The sequence below is a fragment of the Mesorhizobium sp. CNPSo 4670 genome (assembly GCF_057784235.1).
On record NZ_JBWJFQ010000021.1, the window covers coordinates 58,706 to 77,808 of the forward strand.

18 protein-coding genes are annotated in these 19,103 nt (G+C 62.5%); 6 read left to right on the forward strand and 12 right to left on the reverse strand.

The genetic code is table 11. From position 1 onward, the window contains the following. Positions 1 to 150 precede the first annotated feature (150 nt). Positions 151 to 711: an SH3 domain-containing protein gene (locus tag AC0ZT5_RS27965; RefSeq protein WP_095084275.1), complete on the forward strand. Its 561-nt coding sequence runs from the start codon at positions 151 to 153 to the stop codon at positions 709 to 711. Positions 712 to 766: 55 nt separating this feature from the next. On the opposite strand, the gene AC0ZT5_RS27970 is transcribed toward AC0ZT5_RS27965, so the two are convergent. Next, complete coding sequence (locus AC0ZT5_RS27970) at positions 767 to 1,126, reverse strand: DUF4260 domain-containing protein (RefSeq protein ID WP_488499060.1); 360 nt, start codon at positions 1,124 to 1,126, stop codon at positions 767 to 769. A gap of 60 nt (positions 1,127 to 1,186) precedes the next feature. Then, positions 1,187 to 1,618, reverse strand: a complete 432-nt coding sequence (gene irrA / locus AC0ZT5_RS27975; protein ID WP_488499061.1) for an iron response transcriptional regulator IrrA — start codon at positions 1,616 to 1,618, stop codon at positions 1,187 to 1,189. Between the two features lie 243 nt (positions 1,619 to 1,861). Between irrA and fabA the strand changes: the two genes are divergently transcribed. From fabA to AC0ZT5_RS27995, 4 genes are all read left to right on the forward strand, one after another. Further along, a complete protein-coding gene (gene fabA / locus AC0ZT5_RS27980; protein ID WP_095082399.1) occupies positions 1,862 to 2,380 on the forward strand; it encodes a 3-hydroxyacyl-[acyl-carrier-protein] dehydratase FabA in 519 nt (172 codons plus the stop codon). 36 nt (positions 2,381 to 2,416) lie between these two features. Continuing rightward, positions 2,417 to 3,637, forward strand: coding sequence for a beta-ketoacyl-ACP synthase I (gene fabB, locus AC0ZT5_RS27985; protein WP_457153191.1), 1,221 nt, complete (start codon positions 2,417 to 2,419; stop codon positions 3,635 to 3,637). A 32-nt stretch (positions 3,638 to 3,669) separates the two neighbouring features. Further along, entirely contained in the window at positions 3,670 to 4,482 is an 813-nt protein-coding gene (gene fabI, locus AC0ZT5_RS27990) for an enoyl-ACP reductase FabI (protein WP_488499062.1), read from the forward strand. 206 nt (positions 4,483 to 4,688) lie between these two features. Beyond that, positions 4,689 to 6,233, forward strand: coding sequence for a putative bifunctional diguanylate cyclase/phosphodiesterase (locus AC0ZT5_RS27995; RefSeq protein WP_488499063.1), 1,545 nt, complete (start codon positions 4,689 to 4,691; stop codon positions 6,231 to 6,233). A 66-nt stretch (positions 6,234 to 6,299) separates the two neighbouring features. On the opposite strand, the gene AC0ZT5_RS28000 is transcribed toward AC0ZT5_RS27995, so the two are convergent. The 10 genes from AC0ZT5_RS28000 to rimP all read right to left on the reverse strand — a co-directional run bounded on the left by AC0ZT5_RS28000 (position 6,300) and on the right by rimP (position 18,611). Then, complete coding sequence (locus AC0ZT5_RS28000; protein WP_488499064.1) at positions 6,300 to 7,319, reverse strand: class I SAM-dependent methyltransferase; 1,020 nt, start codon at positions 7,317 to 7,319, stop codon at positions 6,300 to 6,302. A gap of 114 nt (positions 7,320 to 7,433) precedes the next feature. After that, complete coding sequence (pnp, locus tag AC0ZT5_RS28005; protein WP_184877565.1) at positions 7,434 to 9,581, reverse strand: polyribonucleotide nucleotidyltransferase; 2,148 nt, start codon at positions 9,579 to 9,581, stop codon at positions 7,434 to 7,436. Positions 9,582 to 9,858: 277 nt separating this feature from the next. Further along, a complete protein-coding gene (rpsO, locus tag AC0ZT5_RS28010; RefSeq protein WP_269470859.1) occupies positions 9,859 to 10,170 on the reverse strand; it encodes a 30S ribosomal protein S15 in 312 nt (103 codons plus the stop codon). Between the two features lie 140 nt (positions 10,171 to 10,310). Then, the gene (corA, locus tag AC0ZT5_RS28015; RefSeq protein ID WP_488499065.1) at positions 10,311 to 11,405 is read right to left on the reverse strand and encodes a magnesium/cobalt transporter CorA; all 1,095 of its coding nucleotides are present in this window, start codon (positions 11,403 to 11,405) and stop codon (positions 10,311 to 10,313) included. A gap of 100 nt (positions 11,406 to 11,505) precedes the next feature. After that, positions 11,506 to 12,501, reverse strand: coding sequence for a tRNA pseudouridine(55) synthase TruB (gene truB, locus AC0ZT5_RS28020; protein WP_488499066.1), 996 nt, complete (start codon positions 12,499 to 12,501; stop codon positions 11,506 to 11,508). Beyond that, positions 12,501 to 12,926, reverse strand: a complete 426-nt coding sequence (gene rbfA / locus AC0ZT5_RS28025) for a 30S ribosome-binding factor RbfA (protein ID WP_477305082.1) — start codon at positions 12,924 to 12,926, stop codon at positions 12,501 to 12,503. Before rbfA ends, truB begins: the two co-directional genes overlap by 1 nt. 139 nt (positions 12,927 to 13,065) lie before the next feature. Continuing rightward, complete coding sequence (infB, locus tag AC0ZT5_RS28030) at positions 13,066 to 15,633, reverse strand: translation initiation factor IF-2 (protein ID WP_488499067.1); 2,568 nt, start codon at positions 15,631 to 15,633, stop codon at positions 13,066 to 13,068. Beyond that, a complete protein-coding gene (locus AC0ZT5_RS28035) occupies positions 15,630 to 16,280 on the reverse strand; it encodes an RNA-binding protein (protein WP_488499068.1) in 651 nt (216 codons plus the stop codon). The genes infB and AC0ZT5_RS28035 overlap by 4 nt, the downstream gene beginning before the upstream one ends. A 38-nt stretch (positions 16,281 to 16,318) precedes the next feature. Then, positions 16,319 to 17,914 (reverse strand): transcription termination factor NusA, encoded by a 1,596-nt coding sequence (nusA, locus tag AC0ZT5_RS28040; protein WP_184877555.1) that lies wholly within the window; start codon positions 17,912 to 17,914, stop codon positions 16,319 to 16,321. A 49-nt stretch (positions 17,915 to 17,963) separates the two neighbouring features. Further along, the gene (gene rimP, locus AC0ZT5_RS28045; RefSeq protein WP_488499069.1) at positions 17,964 to 18,611 is read right to left on the reverse strand and encodes a ribosome maturation factor RimP; all 648 of its coding nucleotides are present in this window, start codon (positions 18,609 to 18,611) and stop codon (positions 17,964 to 17,966) included. Between the two features lie 289 nt (positions 18,612 to 18,900). Here rimP and AC0ZT5_RS28050 point away from each other — a divergent pair, with 289 nt between their 5' ends. Beyond that, complete coding sequence (locus tag AC0ZT5_RS28050; RefSeq protein WP_095084276.1) at positions 18,901 to 19,065, forward strand: hypothetical protein; 165 nt, start codon at positions 18,901 to 18,903, stop codon at positions 19,063 to 19,065. The last annotated feature ends 38 nt before the right edge of the window (positions 19,066 to 19,103 follow it).

Sequence of the window (19,103 nt, forward strand, 5' to 3'; positions counted from 1 at the left end):
GTTTCCTCGTACCCCGATCTCGTTGAGACCTCTTTAACCAAGACCGGCGAAACTGAAAGCCGGTCGCGGTGCCGATTACCCCATGTAACAAGCGGTGCCGCCGAAGACAAAGAAAAAGGGGCGCCAAGGCAAGCGCCGAAAGGAATGAAAGTGTCTGGTTTCGCGTCGCTTCGCCTGACCCTCAGTGCAGCATTTCTCGGCGCTCTGCTTCATTCTCCGCTTGCCGCGGCGCAGAGTGCGGCCGCACCTGCCCAGAGCGTCGTCACGCTCGGCCCGAGCGGTCTGCCGCTGCCGCGATTCGTCAGCCTGAAATCCGGCCGCGTCAACTCGCGCGTCGGCCCCGGCGCCAACTACTCGGTCGACTGGATGTATATGAAAGCCGGCCTGCCGATGGAGATCATCCAGGAATTCGATACATGGCGCCGCGTACGCGATGCCGACGGTTCGGAGGGCTGGATCAACCAGTCGCTGCTTTCCGGCCGGCGCACCGCAATCGTCGCCCCGTGGCAGCGCGGCAAGGGCGCCCAGGTCAACCTTCTCAACAGCCCTGAGCAGGACGCAAGGGTGGTCGCGATGGTCGAGCCTGGCGTCATGGGCACGATCAAGTCCTGCGACGGCCAGTGGTGCGAAATGACGTTCGAGGGCCACACCGGCTGGCTCGCCCAGTCGCTTGTCTGGGGCGCCTATCCCGGTGAACGGGTCAAGGACTGATCTTTTGACCCTTTGACCACGATCGTTCCGGACCAAAGAGTTTCCAAACAGCCGCTTAGCGGCCGATACGGCCAAGATGCGTGTCCTGAAAGCCGGTTGACAGCTTCAGGCCGTAGCCTAGCGCACGATCGATGGCGACGTGGGCGATCCAGACCAATGCAACCGCCGTCGCGGTCGCTTTGCCTGACAGGTGACCGGCAAGCAGCAGCAGCACAGGCACGATCAGGATATGCAAGGCGTTGTAGGCCAGGGCACCGACGCGCGGCCCCGCCAGATAACCGAACATAGACAGGTCAGGCGCCAGGATAAGCAATCCGAAGAGCCACCAACTTATACCAGTTGAAGCGTAGAAGACGACGGCAGCCACCGCAACGATGGCCCATTCGAACCGGATTGTCAGGTCGAGGGGTTTCATTCCTGGCCGATCATTCTTGGCCGATCATTCCGGCCTTGCCGTTTATTCGGACGTCACCGTTCATTCGCAGCGCTTGGGGCGCAGCCTCACGACGATGTCGACATTGGCGATCTCCATCCCCTCCGGCGGATCCGGCAGGTTGGCAACCGTCACCGGACCGCTGTCGATGTCGAATATGCGGTTTTCACCTTCGATGTAGAAATGGTGGTGGTCGGAGGTGTTGGTGTCGAAATAGGTCTTCGCGCCCTCGACGGCGAGGATACGCAACAGGCCCGCCTGGGTGAACTGGTGAAGGGCATTGTAGACGGTGGCCAGCGACACCGGCACGCCGGCGGCGACCGCCTCCTCGTGCAGTTCCTCGGCCGACAGATGGCGGTCGCCCTTGGCGAAAAGCAGGTCGGCCAGCGCAATGCGCTGGCGTGTCGGCCTCAGGCCGGCTTCACGGACCCGCTTGTCCACAGCGACATTTTCCTTCCGACCGTCTAGGCCCATCTTCTCGTCGAACCCCACAGTTCCGCCCTAAGACACGCCCAGAATGGCAAAAAAATGAATGTCTGCCGAAACCGGACCCCTGCTGACATATATTCTGTCGTCCGAATGCGATCAATAGCGCGCATTGACCCGAGCAGACGAGCAGGTTAAGCGCAAACGCCGGTTTCCGGCCTGAAACAGATTGTGTTAGGAAACCAACGACAAGGGCGCCCGATAGCCCGGAACGATGTGGGGACGAAATTGATGGCGGGTTCGAAATCCAGCTACGACTACGACGAATTGCTGGCCTGCGCCCGCGGCGAACTGTTCGGACCGGGCAACGCCCAGCTTCCCTATCCGCCCATGCTGATGTTCGACCGCATCACCGAGATCAGCCAGACGGGCGGCGCCTTCGACAAGGGCTTCATCCGCGCGGAATTCGACATTAAGCCGGACCTGTGGTTCTTTGCCTGCCATTTCATTGGCAATCCGATCATGCCCGGGTGCCTCGGCCTCGACGCGATGTGGCAATTGACGGGCTTCTATCTCGGCTGGCTCGGAGAACCCGGCAAGGGAATGGCGCTGTCGACAGGTGAGGTAAAATTCAAGGGTATGGTGACGCCCTCGGTGAAAAAGGTCGAGTATGGGATCGACTTCAAGCGCGTGATGCGCGGCCGGCTGGTGCTCGGCATTGCCGATGGCTGGCTGAAGGCGGATGGCGAACCCATATACGCGGCAACGGATTTGAAGGTCGGTCTGTCCAAGCAGTCGGCGGTCGGCTGACCGGCATCACCGGCTGACCCCTGGAAGGAGTTGCGAATGAGACGTGTCGTAGTCACAGGCCTCGGCATCGTGTCGTCGATCGGCAACAATGCCAACGAGGTTCAGACCTCGCTGCATGACGCCAGATCCGGCATCAGCTTCTCCGATTCCTTTGCCGAGCATGGTTTTCGCTGCCATGTCTGGGGAGCGCCGACGCTCGATCCATCCGCCATGATCGATCGTCGTGCGATGCGCTTCCTGTCGAAAGGTGCCGCCTGGAACCACGTCGCCATGGATCAGGCGATCGCGGATGCCGGCCTCAGCGAGAGCGACATCACCAATGAGCGCACCGGCATCGTCATGGGATCGGGCGGACCATCCACCAGCACCATCGTCGAGGCGGCAGAGATCACGCTGAAGAACGGCAGCCCCAAGCGCATCGGTCCGTTCGCGGTGCCGAAAGCGATGTCGTCGACCGCATCGGCAACGCTTGCCACCTGGTTCAAGATCCACGGCGTCAACTACTCGATCTCGTCGGCCTGCTCGACCTCGGCGCATTGCATCGGCAATGGCTACGAACTGATCCAGTGGGGCAAGCAGGACATGGTCTTTGCCGGCGGCCACGAGGACCTCGACTGGACGATGTCCGACCTGTTCGACGCCATGGGCGCCATGTCGTCGAAATTCAACGACCGGGCATCCGCCGCCTCGCGCGCCTATGACGCCAATCGCGACGGCTTCGTCATCGCCGGCGGCGCCGGCGTGCTGGTGCTGGAAGAGCTGGAACATGCCAAGGCGCGCGGCGCCAAGATCTATGCCGAGATCGTTGGCTATGGCGCGACCTCGGACGGCTTCGATATGGTGGCGCCATCCGGCGAAGGCGCGGTCCGCTGCATGCGCCAGGCAATGGCAACGGTTTCCACACCGGTCGACTACATCAACACCCATGGCACGTCGACGCCAGTAGGCGATTCCAAGGAAATGGCCGCGATCCGCGAGGTGTTCGGCCAAGAGATGCCATACATCACGTCGACGAAATCGCTGACCGGCCATTCGCTGGGCGCCGCCGGCGTGCAGGAATCCATCTACTCGATCCTGATGATGCAGGGCGGTTTCATCGGCGAGAGCGCCCATATCGAAACCCTCGACCCCGAATTCGAGGGCATGCCGATCGTGCGAAAGCGCATCGACAACGCCAAGATCGACACTGTTTTGTCAAATTCGTTCGGCTTCGGCGGCACCAACGCAACGCTCATTTTCCAGCGCTATTCCGCATAAGGCCAGCGTTGTTTTTATAAGGATTGGCGGCCATGGACGGATTGATGAAGGGCAAGCGCGGGCTTGTCATGGGTGTCGCCAACGATCATTCGATCGCCTGGGGCATCGCCCAGAAATTGTCCGAACATGGGGCGGACCTCGCCTTCACCTATCAGGGTGACGCGTTCGGGCGCCGGGTCAAGCCACTCGCCGACAAGCTCGGCGCCTCGCTGGTCGTGCCGTGCGACGTCGAGGACAGCGCTTCGGTCGCCGCCACGTTCGAGACCCTGGGCAACGCCTGGGGCGGGCTTGATTTCGTTGTCCACGCCATCGGCTTTTCCGACAAAAACGAACTGAAGGGCCTCTACGCCGACACCAGCCGGGACAATTTCGTCCGCACCATGGTGATCTCCTGCTATTCCTTCACCGAGATCGCCCGCCATGCAGCCGCCTTGATGAAGGACGGCGGATCGATGATCACGCTGACCTATGCGGGTTCGGTCCGTGTCATGCCGAACTACAATGTCATGGGCGTCGCCAAGGCCGGGCTGGAGGCCAGTGTGCGTTACCTCGCCAACGACTACGGTCCGCGCGGCATCCGGGTGAACGGCATATCGGCTGGACCGGTGCGCACGCTCGCCGGCGCCGGGATTTCCGATGCGCGCCACATGTTCTCCTACCAGCAGCGCAACTCGCCGCTGCGCCGCACCGTGACCATCGACGAGGTCGGCGGTTCCGCGCTTTATCTGCTGTCGGATCTGTCTTCGGGCGTCACCGGCGAAATCCATTATGTCGATTCCGGCTATCACATCGTTTCCATGCCTACGCTCGATGAATTGAAGCAGACCGATAACGGGCGAGACTAATGCATGGCGCCCAAAAGTGCGCAGCGGTTTTGGGACGACGACGCGCATAAAACAAAAGCTTAAAATGCGCCGACTAAACCCGTTTCAACGCGACGCGCTCTAATCCGCCCAAGAAATACTACCGGTCCAATAAAATTGGACGCATTCGCGGAAACTCATTTTAAGGACATATCCGCTAGAAAGCCCTGTACTCTGGGGACCTCTCAATGTCGGCCGTCAGCAACCCGAAGCGAACACCGGTGTTCCGGCTGCTCACCATAGCAAGCTCGGGTATCGGCAGTTTCGTCCTCGGACTCTGGGGCCTGAAGCACGGTCTCGGCGATAGTTTTGTCGGGATATCGGCGGACATGATGGTCGCGATGATGGCCGCCCTGTGCGCACTGGCGGCGTCGGTGGCCGCGATGTCCTTCTTCGCCGGCGTCGATGAATCGGCGGATTTCGTCTTCGAGGAAACCCATTTCGACAAGCTGACCGGCCTGCTGGCCCGTCCGGCGATGGTCGGCAAGATCGCCGAGGCGGCATGCGCGACGAGCCGGACCGGCGAGCCGGTGTTCCTCATCGACATCGATATCGATCGGTTCAAGCAGATCAACGACGCCATCGGCTACAGCCAGGGCGACGAGTTGATCCGTGAGTTCACCAAGCGATTGAAGACTTGCCTACCGCAACGCGCGGTGATCGGACGTATCGGCGCCGGTGAATTCGCGATCCTCCTCCCCGACAATCAGGTGTCAGGGTCACTGGAAAGTGCCATCGAGAGGCTCATCGACGAGATGATGGAGCCCTATGAGCTCAGCACGCACATGCAATCGGTCAGCCTGTCGGTGGGCATCGTGGCGATGCCAAAAGACGGTGTCGATCCCGTTCTCATCCTGCGCCGCTCCAATCTGGCGCTGCAGAATGCGCGCGCCAGCGGCCTCGGCAACTGGTCGGTCTTCCACGCGGAAATGGGCAGGGTCGCCGACCATCGCCAGTGGGTCGAATCCGAGCTGAACGTTGCCTTCGAGCGGGGCGACTTCGACCTTCACTACCAGCCGCAGCTCGATCTCCCGACCGGCCGCATCGTCGGCTATGAAGCGCTGATCCGCTGGCGGCATCCCGAACGCGGCATGATCCCGCCGATGGAGTTCATTCCGATCGCCGAGGAAACCGGCATGATCGGTCCGATCGGAGAATGGGTGCTGCGCAAGGCCTGCAGCGACGCGCGCCATCTGCCCGAAGACTGCTTCGTCGCCGTCAACATCTCGCCCGTGCAGTTCATGACCAAGGACTTCGTCGGTATCGTGCGCGACACCATGACCAGCACCGGCATCAAGCCGTCGCGGCTGGAACTGGAAGTGACCGAGACGGCGATGATGCAGGACCGCGACCGCGCCGCCACCATCCTGAAGGAGTTGGCAGACATGGGCATCTCGGTTGCCGTCGATGATTTTGGCACCGGCTATTCCAATCTGAGCTACCTGATCGACTTCTCGTTCGGCAAGCTGAAGATCGACCGCTCCTTTGTCAGCCGCCTCGACACGGACACCAGTTCCGGTGCGGTCGTTTCGACCATCGTCGGGCTTTCGCGCGCACTTGGCGTCAGCATCATCGCCGAAGGCGTCGAAACCGAAAGCCAGGCGACGCTGCTTAGGGCTGCCGGCTGCGAAGTGGTGCAAGGCTATCTGTTCGGCAGGCCGGCGCCACTCAGGTTCAGGGTCGGCGACGCTCACGTCACCGACGAGACACGGCGAGTCGCCAATCTGCATTGAACGCGGCGCCGCTCTCTCGAGCATGATCTTTTCCGAAAACCGGTTTCCACTTTTCGGGATCAAGCTTTAACGACGCGCGACAAGCACCTTGAACATGCCGTCGCGGGCGAGCTCTGCATGGCTCGAAAAGGCAGCCGACAGCACCGGCTCGTAGGGGAGCTGGCGGTTGGCCACCATGAACAGCCGCCCGCCGGGCTTCAGGGCCTCGGCCGCCGCAAGGATCATGCCGGCGCCGATCTCCGGCTCGGCTGCGCGGCTGCGGTGAAAGGGCGGGTTCATGGCGATCGCGTCGTAGCGCTTCTCGACCGGCTCCTTCAGCAGATCAGTCCAGAAGAAGTCCCTGGTGATCGACTGGCCAATCCCTGCCAGATTGAGCTTTGCGGCTTCGAGCGAGGCGAAGTCCGCCTCATAAAGGTCGAGCGCCAAGATGCCCGGCGCCCGGGCGGCTATCTCGGCAGCCACATACCCCCAGCCGGCGCAGAAATCGGCAACGCTCCCACGCAGATCATTGGGCAGGTTCTCGACCAGCAATCTCGAGCCTGTATCGACCCTATCGAAGGAAAACATGCCGGGCGCCGTGCGGAACCGGCCTTCCACCAGCAGAGCGGGATTGGCGGCGCGCAGGTCTTGCGCGGCGGCCAGATCTGCAGGACGTCGAAGCCAGAAGGCGATGCCGTGATATTTCGGCAGATGGCCCTCAAGCGGCACGAGTTCGCCGACGCGCTTGCGCAGGCTGGCGATACCGTCGTCCTTGCCGCCGGCGACGACGATCAACCCGCCCGGCGCCACGCGCTCGAGCGCCTCGGCGAGGCGCAATTCGTTCAAGCCGCGGTGCCGGCCGGCAAGCACAAGTGCCATGTCGAAGCCACCACCTTCGGCTTGCGCGGTGACGATGAGCCCGGACGCCTGCAACGCGCGAAAATATGGCCGGAAGCCTTGTACCAGGTGAAGTGAGGGCTCGACGCCTTCGGGCGGGCGAAAGCCCGGTTCAGCGCCAAGAAACAAGGCGCGATCGCCCTTTCCCGGCAACGGAACCGCCTCGGCCTCGAAGGGATGAAAAAGCGTCTTCAGTGGCTCGGCGGACATTGCTCGATCTCGAAACGAGGACTGAGGAAGGAGGGCTAAAAATGAAACCCGGGCTGAAAATGAAAACGGGCGCGACCATAGCCGCGCCCGCTTCGATTTACGATCTCAGGCCGATCAGGCGGCGTTTTCTTCGCCTTCGGTCTTCTTGTCGCGGGCGAGTTCCTTGCCGGTGGCCTGGTCGACGACCTTCATCGACAGGCGGACCTTGCCGCGCTCGTCGAAGCCCATCAGCTTGACCCAGACCTTGTCGCCTTCCTTGACGACGTCCGAGGTCTTGGCCACCCGGTCGTTGGCAAGCTGCGAGATGTGGACGAGACCGTCACGCGGACCGAAGAAGTTGACGAAAGCGCCGAAGTCGGCGGTCTTGACGACCGTGCCTTCGTAGATCTCGCCGACTTCCGGCTCGGCGACGATGGTGTGGATCCACTTCTTCGCCGCTTCGATCTCCTTGGCGTTCGACGAAGCGATCTTGACCGTGCCGTCGTCCTCGATGTTGATCTTGGCGCCGGTCTTTTCGACGATCTCGCGGATGACCTTGCCGCCCGAGCCGATAACGTCGCGGATCTTGTCGGTCGGGATGTGCATGACTTCGATGCGCGGCGCAAACTCACCGAGTTCCGAACGCGCGCCGGAGAGCGCATTCGACATCTCGCCGAGGATATGCAGGCGGCCGTCCTTGGCCTGGCCGAGCGCGATCTGCATGATCTCCTCGGTGATGCCGTCGATCTTGATGTCCATCTGCAGCGAGGTGATGCCGTTGGCGGTGCCGGCGACCTTGAAGTCCATGTCGCCGAGGTGATCCTCGTCGCCAAGGATGTCCGAGAGAACGGCGAAACGCTCGCCTTCCTTGATCAGGCCCATGGCGATACCGGCAACTGGCTTGGCCAGCGGAACGCCGGCATCCATTAGCGCCAGCGAGGTGCCGCAGACGGTCGCCATCGACGACGAGCCGTTGGACTCGGTGATCTCCGAGACGACGCGCAGCGTGTAGGGGAACTGGTCAGCGCTCGGCAGCATCGGGCGGATAGCGCGCCAGGCGAGCTTGCCATGGCCGATTTCGCGGCGACCCGGCGAACCCATGCGGCCGGTCTCACCGACCGAGTAGGGAGGGAAGTTGTAGTGAAGGAGGAACTTCTCCTTGTACATGCCGGTCAGCGAATCGACATACTGCTCATCCTCGCCGGTGCCGAGCGTGGCAACGACCAGTGCCTGGGTCTCGCCGCGGGTGAACAGCGCCGAACCGTGGGTGCGCGGCAGGACGCCGACTTCGGAGACGATCTTGCGGACCGTCTTGAGGTCGCGGCCATCGATGCGCGAACCGGTGTCGAGGATGTTCCAGCGCACGACCTTGGCCTGGAGTTCCTTGAACACGGCGCCGATCTGCTCGGACGTGTACTTGGCGTCTTCGCCCTCAGCCGGAGCAAACGCGGCCTTGACCTTCGCCTTGACGGCGTCGACGGCGGCGTAGCGCTTCTGCTTGTCGGTGTTCTTGTAGGCATCGCGAAGCTCGCCTTCGACGATCTTCAGCATTTCTGCTTCGAGCGCGGAATAGTCCGGCGCGGTGAAGTCGCGCGGCTCCTTGGCGGCAACTTCGGCCAGCTTGATGATGGCATCGATGACCGGCTGGAAGCCCTTGTGGCCGAACATGACGGCACCGAGCATCAGCTCTTCGCCAAGTTCCTTGGCTTCGGACTCGACCATCAGAACGGCGTCGGTGGTGCCGGCAACGACCAGGTCGAGCTTGGATTCCTGCATCTCGTCGACATGCGGGTTGAGCACGTATTCGCCGTTGATGTAGCCGACGCGGGCGCCGCCGATCGGGCCCATGAAGGGAACGCCCGAAAGGGTCAGAGCCGCCGAGGTGGCGACGATCGACAGGATGTCGGGATCGTTCTCGAGGTCATGCTGGACGACGGTGACGACGATCTGGGTGTCGTTCTTGTAGCCTGCGGCGAAAAGCGGGCGGATCGGGCGGTCGATGAGGCGGGAAACCAGCGTTTCCTTTTCGCTCGGACGGCCTTCGCGCTTGAAATAGCCGCCTGGGATCTTGCCGGCGGCGTAGGTCTTTTCCTGGTAGTTGACGGTCAGCGGGAAGAAATCGAGGCCTGGCTTCGGCTCCTTCATCGAAACGACGGTGGCGAGAACCTTGGTCTCACCGTAGGTCGCGAGCACCGCGCCGTCGGCCTGGCGCGCGATCTTGCCGGTTTCGAGGATGAGCGGACGACCGCCCCATTCGATTTCCACTTTGTGGTGATTGAACATGTCTTGTCCTTAATAAGCGGAAAGGGCCGCGCCGTTTCACGGTGCGCGGATGCCCTTTCCCTGGCTTCCTTTCTCGGGCAGCCACGGGCAAGACAACGGGAAGCTCGGGTGATTTCAGCGCGGCGAGCGCGCGAGCGTCCTGCAATCCTGCCCCATGACCGTCCATGGGCGGTTTCGAGTGGCCCTCTGCACGCTCGAAACCGGGTCTGGCCAGTCGATACGACTGGCAGAATGCGCGACCGGCGGGCGCTCCGAAGAAAGCCCGCCGGTCAATTCGTCAACGGCGCAGACCGAGTTTCTCGATCAGCGTCTGGTAGCGCGCGTCATCCTTGCGCTTGAGATAGTCAAGCAGGCTGCGGCGCTGGGAGACGAGAGCGAGCAGACCACGGCGGGAATGGTTATCCTTCTTGTGGTCCTTGAAATGGTCGGTCAGGTTCTTGATGCGCTCGGAAAGGATGGCCACCTGGACTTCCGGAGACCCGGTATCGCCCTTGGCGGTTGCGAATTCACCCATCAATTCCTGTTTGCGCTCGGCAGTAATCGACATCGTGTTTTTCCTTATCTGTTTGAGGAAACGGGTCGCCCTCAGCCGGGATGTCGTCCAGCAGGGGCCGGTGCAAGCAAAGCGTCATAGCGCTATGCTGCGGCGCGTATAGTGCAATTCCCGGGAAAACACCAGCCCAATTCACAAGCCGGCTTTTCAGCCCAAAATGACAGGTTTTATCCTTTTCAAAGCCATTTCTTCCATTTGAAGAAGGTGATCAGCCCAAACGCGACAAGCGCCATGAACAGCAACGATGCCGGATAGCCATAATAGGCTTTCAGCTCCGGCATGTTCCAGGGCGAAGACTCCGGATCGAAATTCATGCCCCAGATGCCGACCAGGAAGGTGAGCGGCATGAAGATGACCGAGACGATGGTGAGGTAGCTGATGACGTCGTTGGTGCGCGCCTGACTGAGCGACAGATGCATCTCGATCAGGCCGGTCAGCATGTCGCGCTGGGTTTCGACCAGTTCGATCAGCCTGAGCGAATGGTCGAGCGTGTCGTTGAGGAAGATCTTGGTCTCGGCCTTCACATAGGGCACGTCGTTGCGGATCAGCGTTGCCAGCGCATCGCGCATCGGCCACAGCACCCCCTTCAGCACATTGGCGTCGCGCCGCAATTCATGCAACTGCCGCATCTGATGCTTTTGCGTCGTGTGCAGCATCTGGTCCTCGATGCCGTCGACCATGTCGCCGGCGGCCTCGATCGGCGGGAAATAACTGTCGACGATGGCGTCGATCAGTGCATAGGCGAGATAATCGGCGCCGCGTGCGCGCAGCCGGTTGGGCGCCGAGCTCTCGATGCGCTTGCGCACGGGATTGAACGGATCGCCTTCACGCTCCTGGAAGGTGACGACGAAGTTGTTGCCGAAGAAGACGGCGATCTGCTCGTAGCGGTGCGACGTGACATCGTCGATCATCCTGACGACGACGAAGGCATGATCCTCGAAGAAGTCGACCTTCGGCCGCTGGCCGGTGTTGACGACGTCCTCCAGCGCCAGCGGATGCAGGCTGAAAATGCGGCCGATCTCCTCGATCAGCGGAATGTTGGCGAGGCCGGTGCAGTCAAGCCAGATGACCGGCCATTTGTCGCAATGGGTGTTCAGGTCGTCGATGCTGGCATTTTCGATGGTCTTGAATTTCTGCGGCGAGATGAGGGTCAGCCGCAGTTCCGACCGCCGCGCCGCCGGATCGGCGATCAGCGTGCCAGGCGACGCCCCGACCGGCGGCCGCCGCGTCTTCACCGGCGCCCGCTTTTTCACCGCCTCGGCCTTTTCCATATGCCCCTCGAGCGTAAAGTCGACCTGAAGTTAGAACCTCGTTTTTGTCGCAATTCCGGACGGAAAACCGCTCTCGCTCTTCCTGGAATTGCTTTGGCCGTCAGCCGGCAAAGACCCGCTTGGGCTTGAACATCCCCTGCTCGATGGCACCGATGGCGACCAGCTTGCCGCGCGCCGTGGCGCAGGCTTCTTCGGCTTCCACCGGTGCGTCGCGGCCGCGGATGATGACCGGATTGCCGAGGCGGATCTTCGTCGCCGCGTCGTCGCTGATGGCGACCTGCGGTAGGCAGTCGAGGGCAGCGGATGTATCCACCAGAAGTGCGTCGATGGCGTCGAAGTCGATCGGCGCTTCCACCGCGCCAGCGGCTTCAACCGTGTCAGCGGCATCTGTCGCGTCCGGGTCGTCTTCACCCGGCACGCCGAAACGGGCGGCCTCCAGGTCGGCGATGGTGACGAAGTCCTCCGGCGTGAACGGCTCGACCTCGACCCGGCGCAGTTCGGAAATATGGCCGAAACAGCCGAGATCGCGGCCCATGTCGCGGGCCAGCGAGCGCACATAGGTGCCCTTGCCGCATTCGACTTCAAAAACAGTATGGTCGGCATCGTGCTCGACAATATCGAGTCGGCCGATCTCGACCTCTCGTGCGGGTATGTCGACCGTCGCGCCGTCGCGGGCCAGATCATAGGCGCGCTCACCTGATATCTTGATGGCCGAGAATTGCGGCGGCGTCTGCATGATGACGCCGGTGTATTTCGGCAGCAGCGCAAGCACCTCGGCTTCCGCTGGACGCAGGTCCGAGCTCTTCGTCACCGGACCTTCGAGGTCATCGGTCGAACGCTCCTGCCCCCAGGCAACGGTGAAGCGATAGATCTTGGCGCCGTCCTGCACGTAAGGCACGGTCTTGGTGGCTTCGCCAAGCGCGATCGGCAGCATGCCGGACGCCAGCGGATCCAGCGTGCCGGCATGGCCGGCCTTTTCCGCCTGGAACAGCCATTTAATCTTGGAGACAGCTTCGGTCGAACCCATGCCGACCGGCTTGTCCAGGACCAGCCAGCCCGAGATCGGCCGGCCCTTCTTCTTGCCGCGACGCGCCACTATTCAGAGTCCTTGTTGTCTTCTTTGTCCTGGCCTTCGGAACCGAGATCGCGCGCCACTTCGGGCGACTTCAAGAGATCGTTGATCCTGGCGAAATTGTCGAAGGAGGTGTCGAGCTTGAAGCGAAACTCCGGCATGAACTTCATCTGCCGCAGCGCGCCGGAGACACGGCCACGCACGAACTTCGCATGCTTGTTCAGCGCCTCGACCACCGCATCGGTATCCTTGGCGCCGAGCGGCGAGACGAAAGCGGTGGCAACCTTCAGGTCGGGCGACATGCGCACTTCCGAGACCGAAACCACGGTGTTCTCGATCAGCGGATCGATGATCTCGCCGCGCTGCAAGGTTTCGGACAAGGCATGGCGCACCTGTTCGGCGACGCGCAGCATGCGCTGGGATGGGCTGGATGTCGTTGGACGGGGCATTTTTCTCGATCCTGAAAGCGTGAGGCGCGGGATGGGACCGTGCCGCATGTCTCATATGGTCATTCTCAATAGGACCTGCTCAATAGACTAGGGGCGGCAATCTTTCGACCACCGCCCGGTGCCGACAAGTCACTCGAACTCAGAGCGTACGGGTCACCATCTCGACGCGGAAGCACTCGATGATGTCGCCGACGCGCATGTCCTCGTAGTTCTGGAAGGCCATGCCGCACTCCTGGCCGCCGGGAACTTCCGCAACCTCGTCCTTGAAGCGCTTCAGGGTCTTCAGCGTGCCTTCGTGGATGACGACGTTGTCGCGGATCAGACGCACGCCCGCACCACGCTCGACCTTGCCTTCGGTGACACGGCAGCCGGCGATCTTGCCGACCTTGGTGATGTCGAAGATCTCGAGGATCTGCGCATTGCCGATGAAGGTCTCGCGACGCTCCGGCGACAGCAGGCCCGACAGAGCCGCCTTCACGTCATCCACAAGGTTGTAGATGATCGAATAGTAGCGGATCTCGATGCCAGCGGCAGCGGCGGCGGCACGTGCCTGCACGTTGGCACGAACGTTGAAGCCGATGATCGCCGCGCCCGAAGTCTCCGCCAGCGACACGTCGCTCTCGGTGATGGCACCGGCGCCGGCATGGACGATGCGCGCACGCACTTCGTCGGTGCCGAGCTTGTCGAGCGCCGCGTTGATCGCCTCGATCGAACCCTGCACGTCGCCCTTGATGACCAGCGGGAATTCCTTCAGCCCGCTCGTCTGCAACTGCGACATCATCTGCTCGAGCGAACCGCGCTGGCCGGCATGCTTGGCAACCGCCTTCTCGCGCGCCAGACGCTGGCGATATTCGGTGATCTCGCGGGCACGGGCTTCGTTGTTGACCACGGCGAAGCGGTCGCCGGCCTGCGGGGTTCCCTGCAGGCCAAGCACTTCGACCGGCATGGCCGGCGGTGCTTCCTTGATCTGCCCGCCACGATCGTTGACCAGCGCGCGCACCCGGCCCCATTCGTTGCCGGCGACAAGGATGTCGCCCGGCATCAGCGTGCCGGTCTGCACCAGCACGGTGGCGACGGGACCACGACCCTTGTCGAGTTGGGCCTCGATGACGACACCCTCGGCGGTACGGTCCGGATTGGCCTTGAGGTCGAGGATTTCGGCCTGCAGCAGGATCGCCTCGAGCAGCTTGTCGAGATTGGTGCCCTTGGTCGCCGACACTTCGACATCGAGCACTTCACCGCCCATGGATTCGACGAAGACCTCGTGGCGCAGCAGTTCGGAGCGCACCTTCTGCGGATCGGCATCATGCTTGTCGATCTTATTGATCGCCACGATGATCGGAACGCCGGCCGCCTTGGCGTGGCTGATCGATTCGATCGTCTGCGGCATGACGCTGTCGTCGGCCGCAACCACCAGGATGGCGATGTCGGTCGCCTGGGCGCCACGAGCACGCATCGCCGTGAAGGCAGCGTGGCCGGGCGTGTCGATGAAGGTGATCTTGTGACCATTCTTCTCGACCTGGTAGGCGCCGATATGCTGGGTGATGCCACCGGCTTCGCCGGAGACGACATTGGCATTGCGGATGGCGTCGAGCAGCGAGGTCTTGCCGTGATCGACATGGCCCATGATCGTCACGACGGGCGGACGCGTCACCAGGTCCTCGGCATTGTCGGCGATGTTGAACAGGCCTTCCTCGATGTCGGACTCGGCGACGCGGCGGACCGTGTGGCCGAATTCGGTGGCAACCAGTTCCGCCGTATCGGCGTCGATGACGTCGCCCGGCTTCAGGATCTGGCCCTGCTTCATGAAGAACTTGACCAGGTCGACCGCACGCTCGGACATGCGCTGCGCAAGTTCCTGGATGGTGATGGTCTCTGGCAAGATCACTTCGCGCATGACTTTCTCGCGCGGCTCATTGTGCATCGCGCGCTTGAATTTTTCCTGGCGCCGGCGCATCGACGACAGCGAACGGGCCCGCGCGTCCTCATCGGACAATGCGGAATTCAGCGTCAGCTTGCCACGGCGGCGATCTTCCTCGGCCTTGGTCGGCTTGGCCGGACGCGCCACTTCAGGCGTGACCGGACGGCGCACTGGCGCGCCAGCGCCAATCCGCTTCGGCTTGACCTCTTCCTCGTCGTCGACCGTTGCCAGTTCTGCGGCCAGCGGCGCGCGGCGGCGTGCCTCTTCCTCGGCGCGACGGCGGGACTCGGCCTCGGTCTGCAACCGCGCCTCCTCCTCGGCCTGGCGGCGCGCGGATTCCTCGCGTTCGCGGCGACGGCGCTCTTCGTCCTCGGCGCGGCGCTTGGCGTCCTCGGCAGCGCGCTGACGGTCCTCGACCTCGCGCACCTTCGAGCCTTCGAGCGCCCTGCGGCGCGCTTCCATTTCACTGCGCGACAGTTCGTTCAGCACCATGCCGCTGCGCTCGACCGGAGGCGGCGGCGGTGGCGGCGCCTTCGTCTCTTCCTGCACGACGGGTGCGGCCACAACCGCCGGCTTCGGTGTGAAGACGGGTGCGGCAACCGGCTCCGGCTTATCGCCGGGCATCGAGAACTTGCGCTTCTTGGTTTCGACGACGACCTGCTTGGTGCGGCCGTGCGAGAAGTTCTGGCGCACGGTGCCCTGTTCCATACCGGGGCGCTTCAGCGTCAAGGTCTTCTTCGGCGTCACACTCAGCGTATTGTCGTCGCCCGATTTCGTATCGCTCATTCCATATCCTCTGCGGCATCATCTTCGTCAGCAACAGCCGCAAGCATTGCCAGATCGTCCGGGGAACCGCCCCGATACCGGTCGAGCGCAACCATGCGCTTCTGGACCGCCCTGCCCGCGTCTCCCGCGAGAACGGCAGCATGTATCACATTTGTACCCCCCAATGCCAAGCTCAACTCGGCCTCGGAGAAAAGTTTGTAGGCAAGGATAGCGGGCCCGCCAAGATGGACTGTCGCCCGTCGCGCCTGGCTGATCTTGCGCACGCCGTCGTCGGACGCCTCGGTCGCATGGAGTACGAAAAGCGCCAAGCCGCCGCGCACCGCGCTCTCGACCTTTGTGGCTCCAAGAGAAATCGCGCCTGCCTTGCGAGCAAGCCCAAGCATGCCCAGAGCGGATCTGGAAAGCAGCCCGTCGACCATGCCGCCAAGATCGGGCGGCACGATCACCTGTGCCTTGAAGGCGCGGGCAAAAAGGTTCTTCGCCGCCGCCTTGTCGATATGTAGGCGGTCGGCGGTCACCCAGCAACCACGGCCGGGCAGATTTCTCTTGATGTCGGGAACGACGGCCGAATCCGGGCCGACGACGAACCGGATCAATTCATCCGGTTCGGCCTGCCTGCGGGTGACGATGCAGGTGCGATCGTTCATCTCGTCCAAGGGCGGGTTCGGTGCGATGCGGTTTCACCTCACGCACCAACGGCTTCGTCAGCCGTTTCTTCTTCGGCTGCAAGCTCGTCTTCGGTGATCCAGCCGGCCTTGAGGCGGGCGGCCAGAACCATCTGCTCGGCATCGGCGCGTGTCACGCCATGACTGGCCAGCACGCCCGGATACACTTTCGTCTCGCCGTCCTTGCGTTCCTTCCAGCCGGTCAGGTCGTCGGCGGCATAGCCGGCGAAATCCTCGATCGTCTTCACGCCGTCCTCGCCGAGCGTCACCATCATGGCGGTGGTGATGCCGGGGATTTCGCGCAATTCGTCGGAGACGCCGAGCGCCTTGCGCTTGTCGTCGTGCTCGGCTTCGATCTTCTCAAGGTACTCGCGGGCGCGGGTCTGGATTTCCGAAGCGGTGTCTTCGTCGAAGCCGTCGATCGAGGCGATTTCGCCGGAATCGACATAGGCGACTTCCTCGACGCTGGTGAAACCTTCGGAGGCGAGCACCTGGCCGACCATCTCGTCGACGTCGAGGGCCTCCATGAACAGCGACGAACGCTCGACGAATTCCTTCTGGCGACGCTCGGATTCTTCGGCCTCGGTCAGGATGTCGATGTCCCAGCCGGTCAGCTGCGAAGCGAGCCGCACGTTCTGGCCGCGGCGGCCGATGGCCAGCGACAGCTGGTCGTCGGGAACCACGACTTCGATGCGTTCGGCATCCTCGTCGAGCACGACCTTGGCGACTTCGGCCGGCTGCAGCGCGTTGACGATGAAGGATGCGGCCGAAGGCGACCACGGAATGATGTCGATCTTCTCGCCCTGCAATTCGCCGACGACGGCCTGGACGCGGCTGCCGCGCATACCGACGCAGGCGCCGACCGGATCGATCGAGGAATCACGCGAGATGACGGCGATCTTGGCGCGAGAACCGGGGTCGCGGGCGACCGACTTGATTTCGATGATGCCGTCATAGATTTCCGGCACTTCCATGGTGAAGAGCTTGGCCATGAACTGCGGATGGGTGCGCGACAGGAAGATCTGCGGGCCGCGCTGCTCGCGGCGCACGTCGTAGACATAGGCGCGGACGCGGTCGCCATATTTGTAGTTTTCGCGCGGGATCAGTTCGTCGCGACGGATGATCGCCTCGCCACGACCGAGATCGACGATGACGTTGCCATATTCGACACGCTTGACGGTGCCGTTGACGATCTCGCCGATGCGGTCCTTGTATTCGTCATACTGGCGGTCGCGCTCGGCCTCACGCACCTTCTGCACGATGACCTGCTTGGCCGACTGGGCGGCGATGCGGCCGAAATCCATCGGCGGCAGCTGTTCGGCGATGAAGTCGCCAAGCTGGGCGTCGGGATTGCGCTCGCGCGCCGAGGAAATGGCGATCTGGGTGGCGTAGTCGTCGACCTTCTCGACCACTTCCATCAGCCGCTGCAGCTTCATCTCGCCGGTGTTCGGGTTGATGTCGGCGCGGATGTTGGTCTCCTGGCCGTAACGCGAACGCGCCGCCTTCTGGATCGCATCGGCCATGGCGGCGATGACGATCGACTTGTCGATCGACTTTTCACGCGCGACCGCATCGGCGATCTGCAGCAGTTCAAGCCTGTTGGCGCTTACAACCATCGTTTTTCTCCCGAGCCTGTTTGCCGGACCTTTGCGCCCGGCAGCTCAATCATAGTTCCTGTTCGGTTTCGTTTTCCGCGCCGGCTTCCGCACCCTCTGGTGCATCGTCGTCCGGTTCGCCGCGGCGTTTCTTGGCTTCCTTGCGCGCCCTGTTGTCTTTCGACAGGGCATCGCGAATGAGATCGTCGGTCAGGATCAGGCGCGTTTCGGAAATCGCGTCATAGGGGACCCGCACCGTCGGCTCGTCGCCATAGGCGGCCTTTTCGCGCTCGATCAGCACATCGTTGTCACCGGCCTCGACGATCTTGCCCTTGAATCGCTTGCGGTCGGCGACGATGATCGACGTCTCCATCTTGACCAGATGGCCGGTCCAGGTCGCGAAATCCGATTTGCGGACCAGCGGCCGGTCGATGCCAGGCGAAGAGACTTCAAGGTGATAGGCCTTTTCGATCGGGTCATCGACGTCGAGGGCCGGCGACACCGCGCGGCTGACCTCTTCGCAATCCTCGACGGTCATGGTGCCGTCCTCGCGTTCGGCCATGATCTGCAGCGTCAGGCCGTTCTGGCCCGACAGATGCACCCGCACGAGGCGGAAGCCGATGCCGCGCAGAACCGGCTGGACGATCAGCGCGATGCGCGCATCGATGCCGCTTTCGCGGATGATGCGGTCGTCGCCTTCGCTTGCCGTTGCAGTCATTCGATCCCTGTCGTTCTACCCGAAGCTACCGGCAGGTAATAAAAAAGAGCGGGACCGGGTGGACCCACTCTTCGTCATACCGACCAAGAATTTGAGGCTGATATAACCGATCATGGCCGCTGTTTCAAGCCCGCCGTACCCGCGCGGACAAGAGCCGTGGCAACGCCAGTGTTGCGCCAGACGCATGGCCTCCATGCGGTAGTGCCCCTGTGAGCCACAACGCTGCATCACCATTTGTGTTGCATCGCACAAAGATGACGACACGTCACAGCAGCGAAAGGATACGACCATGACCAACCGCAAGATTCTATCCGCCATAGGCGATCTCTTCACGACATTTGGCAGTGCAGTCGCTGCGTCGCGTTCCGTGGAAGCCGGGCGCAGGCCGCGCGCGGACGACCTGCGCAAGCTCGGCATGGATCCGGCTGTCTTCAACAGGATCGGCCGTTTCTAAGGGTTTGGCGGGCTGATGAGGCGCGCCCTGCCGCCGGC

Bases quoted from the DNA above. Each gene is read 5' to 3' on its own strand.
- AC0ZT5_RS27970 (WP_488499060.1), bottom strand. From the start codon at position 1,126: ATGAAACCCCTCGACCTGACAATCCGGTTCGAATGGGCCATCGTTGCG.
- irrA (WP_488499061.1), bottom strand. From the start codon at position 1,618: ATGGGCCTAGACGGTCGGAAGGAAAATGTCGCTGTGGACAAGCGGGTC.
- fabA (WP_095082399.1), top strand. From the start codon at position 1,862: ATGGCGGGTTCGAAATCCAGCTACGACTACGACGAATTGCTGGCCTGC.
- fabB (WP_457153191.1), top strand. From the start codon at position 2,417: ATGAGACGTGTCGTAGTCACAGGCCTCGGCATCGTGTCGTCGATCGGC.
- fabI (WP_488499062.1), top strand. From the start codon at position 3,670: ATGGACGGATTGATGAAGGGCAAGCGCGGGCTTGTCATGGGTGTCGCC.
- AC0ZT5_RS27995 (WP_488499063.1), top strand. From the start codon at position 4,689: ATGTCGGCCGTCAGCAACCCGAAGCGAACACCGGTGTTCCGGCTGCTC.
- AC0ZT5_RS28000 (WP_488499064.1), bottom strand. From the start codon at position 7,319: ATGTCCGCCGAGCCACTGAAGACGCTTTTTCATCCCTTCGAGGCCGAG.
- pnp (WP_184877565.1), bottom strand. From the start codon at position 9,581: ATGTTCAATCACCACAAAGTGGAAATCGAATGGGGCGGTCGTCCGCTC.
- corA (WP_488499065.1), bottom strand. From the start codon at position 11,405: ATGGAAAAGGCCGAGGCGGTGAAAAAGCGGGCGCCGGTGAAGACGCGG.
- rbfA (WP_477305082.1), bottom strand. From the start codon at position 12,926: ATGCCCCGTCCAACGACATCCAGCCCATCCCAGCGCATGCTGCGCGTC.
- infB (WP_488499067.1), bottom strand. From the start codon at position 15,633: ATGAGCGATACGAAATCGGGCGACGACAATACGCTGAGTGTGACGCCG.
- AC0ZT5_RS28035 (WP_488499068.1), bottom strand. From the start codon at position 16,280: ATGAACGATCGCACCTGCATCGTCACCCGCAGGCAGGCCGAACCGGAT.
- nusA (WP_184877555.1), bottom strand. From the start codon at position 17,914: ATGGTTGTAAGCGCCAACAGGCTTGAACTGCTGCAGATCGCCGATGCG.
- rimP (WP_488499069.1), bottom strand. From the start codon at position 18,611: ATGACTGCAACGGCAAGCGAAGGCGACGACCGCATCATCCGCGAAAGC.
- AC0ZT5_RS28050 (WP_095084276.1), top strand. From the start codon at position 18,901: ATGACCAACCGCAAGATTCTATCCGCCATAGGCGATCTCTTCACGACA.